This window comes from Dyadobacter pollutisoli (assembly GCF_026625565.1).
GTDB classification, from domain to species: Bacteria; Bacteroidota; Bacteroidia; order Cytophagales; family Spirosomataceae; genus Dyadobacter; species Dyadobacter pollutisoli.
Genome location: NZ_CP112998.1, coordinates 5,108,272 through 5,120,276, shown reverse-complemented (window position 1 = coordinate 5,120,276; position 12,005 = coordinate 5,108,272). Strand labels below are relative to the sequence as shown.

The 12,005-nt window shown below is 45.6% G+C and carries 10 protein-coding genes; 5 read left to right on the top strand and 5 right to left on the bottom strand.

The features are described from left to right. Nucleotides 1–72 precede the first annotated feature (72 nt). Nucleotides 73–651 (bottom strand): hypothetical protein, encoded by a 579-nt coding sequence (locus ON006_RS20835; RefSeq protein WP_244823787.1) that lies wholly within the window; start codon nt 649–651, stop codon nt 73–75. Nucleotides 652–773: 122 nt separating this feature from the next. Here ON006_RS20835 and ON006_RS20830 point away from each other — a divergent pair, with 122 nt between their 5' ends. The 3 genes from ON006_RS20830 to ON006_RS20820 all read left to right on the top strand — a co-directional run bounded on the left by ON006_RS20830 (nt 774) and on the right by ON006_RS20820 (nt 4,526). After that, nucleotides 774–3,857 (top strand): PVC-type heme-binding CxxCH protein, encoded by a 3,084-nt coding sequence (locus ON006_RS20830; protein ID WP_244823786.1) that lies wholly within the window; start codon nt 774–776, stop codon nt 3,855–3,857. A 125-nt stretch (nt 3,858–3,982) separates the two neighbouring features. Further along, nucleotides 3,983–4,237, top strand: a complete 255-nt coding sequence (locus tag ON006_RS20825) for a hypothetical protein (RefSeq protein WP_244823785.1) — start codon at nt 3,983–3,985, stop codon at nt 4,235–4,237. Next, nucleotides 4,224–4,526 carry a type II toxin-antitoxin system RelE/ParE family toxin gene (locus ON006_RS20820; protein WP_244823784.1) on the top strand — a complete coding sequence of 101 codons (303 nt, stop codon included), beginning with the start codon at nt 4,224–4,226 and terminating at the stop codon, nt 4,524–4,526. The genes ON006_RS20825 and ON006_RS20820 overlap by 14 nt, the downstream gene beginning before the upstream one ends. Before the next feature lie 3 nt (nt 4,527–4,529). Here the strand turns inward: ON006_RS20820 and ON006_RS20815 are convergent, their stop codons facing one another. After that, complete coding sequence (locus tag ON006_RS20815) at nt 4,530–4,946, bottom strand: hypothetical protein (RefSeq protein ID WP_244823783.1); 417 nt, start codon at nt 4,944–4,946, stop codon at nt 4,530–4,532. Between the two features lie 23 nt (nt 4,947–4,969). Continuing rightward, nucleotides 4,970–5,137 carry a hypothetical protein gene (locus ON006_RS20810; RefSeq protein ID WP_244823782.1) on the bottom strand — a complete coding sequence of 56 codons (168 nt, stop codon included), beginning with the start codon at nt 5,135–5,137 and terminating at the stop codon, nt 4,970–4,972. A gap of 195 nt (nt 5,138–5,332) precedes the next feature. Here ON006_RS20810 and ON006_RS20805 point away from each other — a divergent pair, with 195 nt between their 5' ends. Both ON006_RS20805 and ON006_RS20800 read left to right on the top strand, forming a co-directional pair. Continuing rightward, nucleotides 5,333–8,032 (top strand): PVC-type heme-binding CxxCH protein, encoded by a 2,700-nt coding sequence (locus ON006_RS20805; RefSeq protein WP_244823781.1) that lies wholly within the window; start codon nt 5,333–5,335, stop codon nt 8,030–8,032. 81 nt (nt 8,033–8,113) lie between these two features. Beyond that, a complete protein-coding gene (locus tag ON006_RS20800) occupies nt 8,114–9,034 on the top strand; it encodes a hydroxypyruvate isomerase family protein (protein WP_244823780.1) in 921 nt (306 codons plus the stop codon). A gap of 145 nt (nt 9,035–9,179) precedes the next feature. Here the strand turns inward: ON006_RS20800 and ON006_RS20795 are convergent, their stop codons facing one another. Then, the gene (locus ON006_RS20795) at nt 9,180–9,488 is read right to left on the bottom strand and encodes an isoamylase early set domain-containing protein (protein WP_244823779.1); all 309 of its coding nucleotides are present in this window, start codon (nt 9,486–9,488) and stop codon (nt 9,180–9,182) included. Nucleotides 9,489–9,637: 149 nt separating this feature from the next. Continuing rightward, nucleotides 9,638–11,899, bottom strand: coding sequence for a TonB-dependent receptor (locus tag ON006_RS20790; protein WP_244823778.1), 2,262 nt, complete (start codon nt 11,897–11,899; stop codon nt 9,638–9,640). Between the last annotated feature and the right edge of the window lie 106 nt (nt 11,900–12,005).

Here is a 12,005-nt window from a genome sequence, read left to right as displayed (position 1 = left end):
ATTTTGCGATTATTTATTTTGCCAGGAAGAGGTTAATGATCAGCCGTCTGGAAATGGTTATCGAATGGTTGGTTACGGTTTGGCAGGGTTGATCATAATATGTGCGCGGTGTGTTCCCGGGTCCATGATCCAGGGCATGTCTGGTTTGAGCGGTAATCCGGTACTTTCGGCGGTGGCAAAAGGAATGTAGATCACGTAGCGCAGATAGCTGTTTTTCAATGCCCCCGTAGCGACGTCATAATTGTCTTTTGATCCCGATAGCACATATAAAGTAGATGGCTGTTTGGGCATTAGTAGCGAACCGTCTTTCACTTCTTTCTCACGCGTGTCGAAAATGGCTTTTGCATTTTTCCCCTCCTTACTCAGCACACGGCCTCGTTCCATGAAGGCATCCAGGTCTTTTTGATAACAGGAAACACTGATATCCTCTTTTTTGGGGTCGTCGGCTAGGCAGACAAAATCATTTGTACCGTTTCTGATGATTGTAAAAGCGCCGTCAGCGGCGTACCCGTAAACTTGGGCACCGGCTTGTTTATCAGACGGAGCAGCAAGAACCGCTGTCTTGATTTGCACGTCTGCCGAAGGAATATTTTGTGCCGACACTTCCAGCGTCAGGCTCAGGGCGATCAGGGAAAAAAAAGTCTTCTTCATAATAGTAAATGTTTATCTGTAAGCCCTTATACCGTAAGTTAAAATTTTTATTGTAAAATTGACACGTTTAAGCCAGAGAGGAAATATTTACTTAATTTCTGGAAAAATTTCAATAATTCACTATGAACCTAAAAAAATCGTTACTCCTCTTTCCGGCAGGGTGCTTATTGGCAGGCTTGATGGTCGCTGCCTACCAGCGTTCCAACCCAAGTACATTCCATAGTTCAACCCTGGACAGCCTTTACAAAGATCTTACTGATGCCCAAAAAAGATCGCCAAAGTATGCGGTCGCAGGCTTGTCGGTTACCGATGGTCTGGAAGCAACATTGTTTGCTTCTGAGCCTACGCTTACCAATCCTACTAACATTGATGTGGACCATTTGGGAAGGGTTTGGGTGTGCGAAGCATATAATTATCGCCCGGCGATCACTGGCAACCCTATCAAAAATGAAGGCGACAGGATACTGGTTCTGGAAGATACGAATGGTGATGGTAAGTCAGACAAGACAACCGTTTTTTATCAGGGTAAAGAAATCAATGCGCCGCTAGGAATTTGGGTAATGGGTAACAAAGTGATCGTTTCCCAGAGTCCTTATGTGTGGCTTTTCACGGATGAGGATGGTGATTTGAAAGCAGATAAGAAAGAGGTTCTTTTTGAAGGAGTAGGAGGCGAGCAGCACGATCACGGCATGCATGCATTCACATTCGGGCCGGACGGCAAGCTGTATTTCAATTTTGGAAACGAGGGCGGACATTTATTGGATGGAAAAGGAAATCCGGTGATAGGAAAAGACGGTCAGGCGATTGATTTTAAAAAACTGAGACAGGGAATGGTTTTTCGCTGCGATCCTGATTTCAAGAACATTGAGGTACTGGGCAACAATTTCAGAAATAATTACGAAGTGGCCGTTGACAGCTACGGAACCATGTGGCAGTCGGATAATGATGATGATGGTAACAAAGGTGTGCGCATCAATTATGTAATGCAATATGGTAACTACGGCTACACCGACGAACTGACCGGCGCTGGCTGGCGTGCAAACCGTACCAATATAGAAGACTCCATTCCGTATCGTCACTGGCACTTGAATGACCCGGGCGTGGTACCGAACTTGCTACAAACTGGTTCAGGCTCACCTACTGGTATGGTGGTGTATGAGGGAAGACTTTTACCCAAAGAATTCTGGGATCAAATGATCCACTGCGAGCCAGGACACAATGTGGTAAGGTCGTATCCGGTACAAAAGGCTGGGGCAGGATATTCAGCCAAGATTGTAAATGTAGTTGATGGTAAAAGGGACCAATGGTTCAGGCCGTCGGACGTGTGCGTGGCACCGGATGGCTCACTCATCGTATCCGACTGGTATGATCCGGGCGTGGGAGGTCACCAGGCCGGCGATCAGAACCGTGGCCGTTTGTATCGCATTGCTCCATCGAATGCTGCTTATCGCAGTCCAAAAGTAGATTTTACGACTGCTGCTGGTGCTGTTGAAGCATTGCAAAGTCCCAACGTTTCGGTTCGTTACCTGGCGTGGACTGCATTGAGTAAGATGGGGACACAAGCGGTACCTGCCCTTGAAAAACTGTTTAATGATAAAAAAGCAAATTACAGAATGCGTGCCCGCGCCATGTGGCTGTTGAGCAAATGGCCTTCGACCAGTAAAAAGACTATTGACCTAGCGATTAAAGATACCAACCCGGACATGCGCATTGCTGCGTTGCGTGCCGCTGGTGAACTGAAAGACGTTGATATTACGAGTTATATCAAATTGTTGGTAAAGGACGCAGAGCCACAGGTTCGCAGGGAATGTGCATTGATATTGCATCACAATAAATCGGCCGAGGCACCCGCACTTTGGGCAGAGCTGGCAAAACAATATGACGGCAAAGACCGCTGGTACCTGGAAGCATTGGGGATAGGCGCTGACGGACAATGGGATACATTCTTCAAAGCGTGGTTAGCAAAAGCAGGAGCGAATCCGCTGGGTACTCAGGCAGGCAAAGACATTGTTTGGCGTTCGCGTGGCAAAGAGTCGGTTACATTGCTTGCGTCATTGGCTGGCGATCCTAATGTTGACTTGAAAAGCCGCCTGCGCTATTTCCGTGCATTTGACTTCAATACCGCTGCGAATGAAAAGTCATTGGCGCTTTTGAAACTCATGAAAGGAACTGCTGCAGATCAGGATAAGGTGAATGAGCTGGCATTGCGTCATTTGGATCCGGGGTTTGTTAAACAAAATCAGGAAGCATTGGCCGCTCTTAAAAAGCTGCTTGATTCCTCATTCGGCACGCCGGTTTATCTTGAACTGGTTTCCAAATACGAATTGACGTCTGAAAATGAGCGGTTACTAGATATGTCCATCAATCAATCATCCAACAGAAATGGGTCTGCGGCGGCTTCGCAATTGATGAAGCAAGGCGGCGGCGAGCTGGTGAAAGCGGTTATCAGGAGTAGAGATCCGGAGAAAAGCGAAGGCATACTAACTGCATTGAGAGGAGTGGGTAGCAAAGAATCACTTGAAATCCTGAAAACAGTTGTATTGGATGCTGATTATCCAATTGGCCTGCGAACTGTGGCTGCCAAGTCGCTGGGCGGAACAATGAGCGGTGAAGATCAGGTACTGGTTTTATTAAAAGAGGATAAACTTACCGGTGACCTCAAAACCGCTGCGGTAAAAGGGCTGGCAGGGGCTTGGAGAAAGTCAGTGAAAATGGAAGCCGCCAAATACCTGGATGGAGCAACCGCGACGACCAGCAAACATCCCGAGGTGAAAGTTTTGATTGGAATGAAAGGTGATGCTGCGAAAGGAAAACAAATTTTTACGTCCTATTGCTCGGTTTGTCACCAGGTGAATGGTGAGGGAATGGATTTCGGGCCGAAACTTTCGGAAATCGGAAGTAAACTGCCGAAGGAAGCGCAGTATGCTGCTATTTTTGAACCAAGCGCAGGAATTGGTTTCGGGTATGAAGGTTTTGAAGTGACATTGAAAGATGGCTCGACTGTTTCGGGAATAGTATCAAGCAAAACAGAAACAGATCTGATCCTGAAATTCCCGGGCGGCTCTACTCAGGAGTACAAAATGTCACAAGTGAAATCGATCAAACAAATGAAAGATTCCATGATGCCGGCTGGCTTGCAGGATGCGATGAGTACCGAGGAGTTGGTTAGTTTGGTTGAGTATTTGAGTAATTTGAAGAAGAAATAACAGGTAGCGTCAGCAAAAAAATAATTTAACAATACAGTTACTTATTCAGATTTCTGGCGTCTAAGATTTAAACAATCAGCCTGAGATTTGAATAGGTAACTGTATTTTTTTATTAAATTTAAGCTATGGTCACACTTAGAGTAGAAGTTGAAGAAGAAAAAGACTTGTCCATCCTAAGGAAGGTTTTGACAGAACTGGGGTTAAAATTCAGTTTTGACGAGAAAGAGCATGTTTTTGAAAGCCTTTCAGATGCTGCAATTTATGGAATTCAGGAAGGTTTGAATGATCTGGAAAATGGCCGGGTTCATAGCCATGAAAACGCAAAATTACGTTTGAATGACAAAATTTCGGAAATGCGCGTGAAGTATGCCGGACAGTAAGGCGCTTCAATGGACTGAACGTGCAATTCTTGACTACGAAATCCTGACAGAATATTTGTTCGTCAAATGGGGTGAAAAAATCGCCCTACGTGTTCTTAGCGAGATTGATTTTCAAATCACCCGCGTAAAAAATCATCCTCTCCAGTTCCCGGTTTTCATCAAACAAAACGAAATACGGCGATGTGTAGCTTCTGCGCAAACATCGATATTTTTCATGATCGATTCCGACAAGATCACATTATTATCAATTTTTGACAATAGGCTGGACCCGTCGAAATATCCTGAATAGAGATTATCCTTTGTAAGGTACCGCCTTAATCAGCCTCAAATTATTCAGCTGGGTGATATTCAGAATGTTTTCTTTAGGTATTATTTCACGGGTGATCCAGTTGTTAATGATCATTGTGTTTTTTAACCCGAAGCGGCGGCAATATTCTTTCATAGTAACCCACTCGCTCAGGGGGTACTTTTTACCGTCAATTTCAATGTTAATGTCTTTGTTTTCGTATTCCGCGATTAATTCTGCGGCTTTCTGCCGTGTTTCCATTGCCTGAGACATCATTTCATCAGCTTTTTGAATCATTATTTTTCTCAGAAGCTGTTGTTCCTCATCGCTGGCTTTGGGGAAATATGCAATGCAAGCCTGGCTGGCCGCTCCGTATAGTTCAACGCTGTTCGCTTCCAGTAATTTTTTGATCAGATTTTCCATTTGAAGTTTTTCATTTCACTTATTTAATCTCCCATTACTTTCAATATTTCACTCAGCTTCTCAACTGACCTGTCCAGCTCGGCTAACTCATCCAGAATCCGGTCTTGCAAATCGGACGTCAGTGCGCCTATTGCTTCCAGATTGTAAAGTGTTATTTTCAATTGTCCCTTTCTAATTAGATGCTCTGACATCAGCTGCTTCAATTTTTCTCTCACAAAAAATATAGTATGTGTAAAATCAGTGACATAAAGGTAGTTCGTTTTGTTATATAACAAAACAACGAATTCAAAATTTATTCCAAAACCTGCTCAGCTTCATTTCGTTATTCAGGAAACAAAAGGTATTTTTATACGTTTTTTGAAAAGTCTGCATCATCAAAGTTTGTTTTGAAACAATTCAATTTTAAGAGATCTGCGTTACTGGTTGCCGTAAATACTGTCTTTCTCCATCTTTACGGTTTTTGTCAACTTGCTGATACATTAATAGTTACTAATCCTGATAGTGTTTATGCTGCGCTTTCGGAACCTGAAAAACGGTTTTCCAGAAATGCTGTTGCTGGTCTGAAAGTAGCGGACGGTCTGGAAGCAACTTTGTTCGCCTCGGAGCCGAATGTGATCAATCCGATCAACATTGATGTCGACCATCGTGGGAGGGTGTGGGTATGCGAGGCTTACAATTACCGACCTGCCGTGAATGGAAAATCGGAGCTGGGTATGGGTGACCGAATCCTGATCCTGGAAGACAAAGACGGTGATGGAAAGGCTGATGTTACCAAGGTGTTTTACCAGGGACCGGAAATTAATGCACCGCTGGGGATCTGGGTAATGGGAAACAAAGCTGTGGTATCTCAAAGCCCGTTCGTCTGGCTATTTACGGATACCGATGGTGACGATAAGGCTGATACCAAAGAGATTTTGTTCAAAGGTATTGGCGGGTCACAGCATGACGCCGGTATCCATGCTTTTGTTTTTGGCCCCGACGGTAAATTTTATTTCAACTTCGGCAATGCAGGCAGGCAGCTTGTCGATGGGCAGGACAGGCCGTTGCTGGATAAATATGAGCGGCCGATTGATTTCAGGCAGTTTAAGCAAGGTGTCGTTTTTAGATGCGAGCAGGATTTCACGAAGGTTGAAATCATGGCTGAAAACTTCCGCAATGGGTTTGAAGTAGCCGTGGATAGCTATGGCACGATGTGGCAGTCCGACCAGGAGGAGCCGGGGAATGGAGGCGACAGGGTTTCCTATGTGATGGAAAACGGTAATTTTGGATACATTGATGAAATGACCGGAGCCAGCTGGCGACTAAACCGCACAAACCTGGAAGACGAAATTCCGCGCAGGCACTGGCACCAGAATGACCCTGGCGTGGTACCTGATCTGATTGAAACAGGCTCTGGCTTTCCGATGGGAATGACTATATATGAAGGTGAGCTGCTTCCACGCAGGTATTGGGACCAGATATTGCTGGCCGATGCGGGGCAAAATTATGTTAGCGCAATTAGTGTACAGAATGATGGCGCCGGATACAAATCAACCGGGATTCTCCCCATCGTGGAGGGCAGCCGTGACAAATGGTTTCGTCCGACGGACGTGTGTGTAGCGCCGGACGGTTCGCTGATCGTGTCGGACTGGTACGATCCCGTCATTGGATCTAACAAAATGAAGGATAAAAGCCGTGGCAGGATATTCCGCATCGCGCCGCTGGGAGCACCGTACAAAAATCCTGTTTTTGACCTTAGTATTCCCGAGCAAGCTGTGAAGGCGCTCCAAAGCCCCAACCTGTCTCAGCGATACCTCGCCTGGAATGCGTGCGTGAAACATGGCTGGGCGGCTGAGCCGTTCCTGGAAGACCTTTTCAGGCAATACAATGCAAATCCTAAATTGCGGGCAAGGGCCCTATGGGTACTGAACCGTATCGAGGGCTTTAATTACCGGAACCTTGACATTGCATTTAGAGAACTGAACCCGAATTTAAGGATCACCGCATTGCGGGCCGTGCGCCAGAGAAATAGTGACCCTACCGAATACATTAAGCGCTTAACCGCCGATCCCGACCCTCAGGTGCGGCGGGAATGTGCGCTGGCGATCAACCATAATCATACTTATGAGGCGCTGGATGTGTGGCTGCAGCTTGCGAAACAATACAAAGGAAATGATCGGTGGTCTGTCGAAGCATTGAGCATTGGTGCGTATGACCAATGGGAACGGATATTCCCGGCCTGGCTTGAAAGGGCCGGGGCGCGACCCGGAGCGACGCCTGCGGGGAAAGACATTATATGGCTGGCGCGTACCAGAAAAGCCATTCCATACCTGACGGGCCTTGCTGCTGATACTTCAGTGAGCTTCAAAAGCAGGCTTCGTTACTTCCGCGCATTTGACTTTTTTCATGCTGGTTACGAAAAATCCCAGGCATTGCTGAATGTACTGACTGTAAATTCGTCCGACCGGATCGAAGTCAGCAAACTGGCTTTGCTGCATTTGGATAAGTCATTTGTAACCAATTCGCAACAGGGCCGTACTGCATTGAACAAGCTGCTGGACGAAACATATGGTACCGAGCATTACATTGACCTGATGACCAGGTACGAACTCGAAACCGAGAACGACCGTTTGCTCAAACTGGCGCTGGACAAGTCGGACGAGGTCGTGGGGCGGGATGCAGGTGCATTGCTGCTCGAACAGGCTGGAATATCCTATGTTACCCAAAAACTTGCCGGAATGAATGATGCGAAGAAATCGGCTTTGCTGGCTTCTATTCAAACAGTTGGTAGTTCGGAATCGGTTTATTTGCTACGTTCGACAGCTTTGAATGTAGACGAGTCGGTGAACGTCAGAAAGAATGCTGCCAAGTATCTCGGCGCTAGCTGGCCAGGTGAAGAGGCTGTTGTTAAATTGCTGCGCGATGATCGTCTGGACGGTGAAGTAAAGGAAGCGGCACTGGAAGGAGTAAAGAATGCTTTCAGAGAAGAGATCAAGGCTCAACTTGCTCCTTATTTTCCAAAACCTAAGGAAGAGATCAAGGTTGTTGAAACACCCGAAGAGCCGAAAAGTAAAAAAGAAAAGCGGAAAAGGCGGCGGGGAAATTAGGTATTTTAAGTTTCCTGAGGGATTTTGGGGTATATTTAATAAACGAGCATCTTTACAATTTGAAACAAAACGTAAAGAAATATGCTCCGCAGAAATTTTGTAAAATCTTCACTTGGTTTGGCCGGCGCGGCGATCGCATCAGGGGAAGCTTTCGCAACAGCACCATTCGCTAAAAACAATTTCAAGCTCAAATATGCGTCACATTTCGGCATGTTCCAGAACAGTGCCGGAAAGGATGTGATTGATCAGCTCAAATTCATGGCTGATAATGGTTTTATGGCCATTGAAGATAACGGGATGATGGGCCGCCCGGTGGAGCAGCAGGAAGCGATTGCAAAGGAAATGACCCGTTTGGGCATGCAAATGGGCGTTTTTGTGGTAGATAAAGGAGGTAACGGCGCCAATACACTAGCAGCAGGAAAACAGGAGTATATCGATATCTTCCTTAATGGATGTAAAAAAGCGGTAGAAGTCGCCAAACGCGTGAATGCGAAATGGATGACCGTGGTACCAGGTGATTTTGAAAGAAACCTGCCGATAGGTGTGCAGACTGGCCACGTTATCGATGCATTGCGCCGCGGAGCAGAAATTTTGGAGCCACATGGACTGGTAATGGTGCTAGAACCGCTGAGCGATTCCCCAAACCTGTTCCTGCGTACGTCCGATCAGACCTATGAGATATGCAGAGGAGTAAACAGCAAGTCTTGCAAAATCCTGTACGACATTTACCACATGCAGAAAAACGAAGGCCGTCTGATCTACAACATTGATAAAACATGGAGTGAAATTGATTACTTCCAGATCGGCGACGAACCTGGCCGGAAAGAGCCTACAACGGGCGAGATCAACTACAAGAATATTTTCAAATACATTTACGACCGTAGCAAAAAGGAGAACAAATCCTTTATCATGGGAATGGAGCACGGGAACTCACAGCAAGGAAAAGAAGGGGAGCAAGCGCTGATTAAGGCATACGTAGAAAGCGATAACTTCGCAATTTAAGGTCGGCTATCGGCTGTCAGACATCGGCCGTCGGCTTTTGGCTATTGATTTGAATGTAACGCTATAAAAACAAAAAACCGGAAGTAGGTGACTACATCCGGTTTTTTTGTTTTTTTGAAAGCCGACAGCCGATCGCAGACAGCCCTTAAAGTACTACTACTGAATTCTCAGTCGCGTCTACACCCGCTGGAACATACTTGTCAGCTTCCCAGTCGTTCTCCCATTTCTCGTCATTCAGGATGTAACGGAATTGGTATTCGCCAGCTCCTAGTTCAAGAATTGCTTTGAAAGAACCGTCTTTTTGTTTTTTTAATGCGATCGCTTCTTCCGGATTCCAGCCATTGAATTCGCCAACGAGGGCCACTTTTTTAGCTTCCGCCGCTGCTTCCGCAGGTACTGTAAATGTTACTTTGTAGATAGATTTACTCTTTACAAATTGTTTCGTTAATGCCATGATCAAGTAGTGTTAAAAAGTTGATGGCACAAATATACAATCAAAAATTATTCAAATCAATGAATATCAATATTATATACGTTTTTGATCTTTGAATAATCATATAGTAACATTTCAGACCACATTTTTTAACGCAAACCTTTGGAATTTTATCTCAACGTATAGCGCATTCCGAGAAAGCCCCTGATGCCCTGGTTCGGTGCGAAAACGTATGATGGATCGAAGGTAAGGCGGTATGGATTGTCAGGTGTAGCGATCACTTGTCCCTGGTCGTCGAACTTTACATTCTTATCAAACGGATCATTCGCGCGGGCAATGGAATTGGCCGGAGGAGTGAAGTTGAGCAGGTTTTTGACGCCGCCATATATTTCTAAGCCATTTTCAAATTTCTTGGTGATCTGAATATTTTGCAGCGACCATACGGGCGAAGTACGCGCCCGCGGATCATCCTCGCTCAGGATCGGTAGCCGCATCGGGCCATAAATATTGCCCGTGTAGTCAAAGGAAATGCCAGCTTTTTGAATTTCGTAGGATAGGGACCATACGCCGGTGAACTTTTCGGTCAGTACCGGCCTGAAACGCACACCATTTTCTTTCTGGAAATTTTCCATGTAAGTACCACCGGCAAGAATCTTTAAAGGAAATGGAAAGTTGAAATCCAGATTGAGACTTATGCCCTTCGATACTGCGTATCCGTCCAGGTTGTCGTATATGATCTGGTTAGGATTGGTATCGTAGTCAGGCAGGATGCGATTGGTGAAATATGTGTAAAAAACGGAAGCATCGAAGCCGATGAACGAGTTGCCTGTCACGATCTTTTTGACAAAATTGAGATTGGCATTCCAGCTCTGCTCAGGATTAAGTGCCTCTTTCAAAATCACTTGGCGCGATCCGGTCAATGCAGCGTGATCTTCGGTAAAGAGGTTCACGATCCTGAACCCACGACCAATGTTCAGCCTTACAACATCCGTCTGGTTGAACTTGTACTTGTATGCGACCCTGGGGGTGAAAATGCTGCCGTGGCGGCTGTTGTAATCGTACCGGGCACCCAGTAACACGGAATGTGCGCCAGCTTTGATCTCGTCCTGAACAAAAATACCCGGCAGGTATATCTTATCGGGGTGGTCTTGTCCATCCAGATACCTCGTGGCCGTGGTGTTATCATTGTAAAAAGTGTAGCGGAATGGAGATCCAAACAACAGATTATGCTTTCCGATTTCTTTGTCCCAAAGCAATTGCGCAAAAGCAATCTTTTGATCCGCAATAAACGGTACGTGGCCGTAAACGGAGTTCTGATCATGCGAACTGAACGAGTATTGCAATGTGATCTTTTCCGAAACCGGCAGCTGGTAATTCCCCAAAACCTCAAAGCGTTTGGTGTAAATACTTTCACCATAAATCTGGTCCCCACCGCGGTACGACCTGTTCCATCGCATATCACCGCCCCAGCGATCTTCGTAGTAGTACCGGGCAGCTACATTGGCAATGCGATTATTTTTCAGGTTGAACGACCATTTGTTAAAAATGGAAATACGGTTTTGCAAAGTCATATCCGTAAATCCGTCGTGGTTATTATCGATCGGGTTCTGGTAGTTGAAATAGTTGACACCAAGTAGCGAACTGGTCCGCTCGCCGGGTGTAAATTTCACGCCGAGATCAATGTTATAGTCGCGCCAGGCGGTACTGAATGCGTCGGCTGAAAAAATGGGTGCTTTGGACGGGTTTTTAGTGATGATATTGATCAGTCCGCCAACCGCCTCCGATCCATATAGTGTCGATGCCGGCCCTTTGACGATCTCTACCCTTTCAATGAGGCTGTTGGGAATACCGGAAAGTCCGTAGACCGTGGAAAGCCCGCTCACCATCGGCATTCCGTCGATCAGTACCATTGTATAAGGCCCTTCCAACCCGTTAATGTGAATATCGCCGGTGTTGCAGACGTTGCAATTCAGCTGCGGCCTAACGCCATTCACATAACTCAGGCCTTCAAAAATACTCGGTACAGGGTTTTTGTAAATGAACTTGGCAGTAATGATATCGACAGGCACCGGGCTGTCCAGCTTGGAAACCTCCTTCATTGTACCGGTCACAACGACTTCATCCAGCGAATTAGCACCTGATTTCATTACAAAATCCTTCGTCACATTCTGTTCAATGCGTACGTTCTTCTCAGTAACTGTCGGCATTGATATGTAGCTCACCTTTAATGTGTAGCTGCCCTTTGGAATACCGGTGATGCGATAATTTCCGATGGTGTCCGCCGTAGTTCCGATTTTCAATTCATTAATATAAATGGCAGCGCCAAATGCAGATTCAGTCTGTCCTTCCAGTGTGATTTTACCGGAAAGCGTAAACTGGGCAACAGCATCAAAACATAATATGCTAAAAAAGAAGAGTATGAGTAGTTTCATATAGCGTCCAAACTATTATTTTATTTTTATCTCAATATTAATTTAGACAAACCTAAAAATAAAACTTGACAAATAAAAGTCTATAATTTTGCTGCAACTAAAAAAT

Bases quoted from the DNA above. Each gene is read 5' to 3' on its own strand.
- ON006_RS20835 (WP_244823787.1), bottom strand. From the start codon at position 651: ATGAAGAAGACTTTTTTTTCCCTGATCGCCCTGAGCCTGACGCTGGAA.
- ON006_RS20830 (WP_244823786.1), top strand. From the start codon at position 774: ATGAACCTAAAAAAATCGTTACTCCTCTTTCCGGCAGGGTGCTTATTG.
- ON006_RS20825 (WP_244823785.1), top strand. From the start codon at position 3,983: ATGGTCACACTTAGAGTAGAAGTTGAAGAAGAAAAAGACTTGTCCATC.
- ON006_RS20820 (WP_244823784.1), top strand. From the start codon at position 4,224: ATGCCGGACAGTAAGGCGCTTCAATGGACTGAACGTGCAATTCTTGAC.
- ON006_RS20815 (WP_244823783.1), bottom strand. From the start codon at position 4,946: ATGGAAAATCTGATCAAAAAATTACTGGAAGCGAACAGCGTTGAACTA.
- ON006_RS20810 (WP_244823782.1), bottom strand. From the start codon at position 5,137: ATGTCAGAGCATCTAATTAGAAAGGGACAATTGAAAATAACACTTTAC.
- ON006_RS20800 (WP_244823780.1), top strand. From the start codon at position 8,114: ATGCTCCGCAGAAATTTTGTAAAATCTTCACTTGGTTTGGCCGGCGCG.
- ON006_RS20795 (WP_244823779.1), bottom strand. From the start codon at position 9,488: ATGGCATTAACGAAACAATTTGTAAAGAGTAAATCTATCTACAAAGTA.
- ON006_RS20790 (WP_244823778.1), bottom strand. From the start codon at position 11,899: ATGAAACTACTCATACTCTTCTTTTTTAGCATATTATGTTTTGATGCT.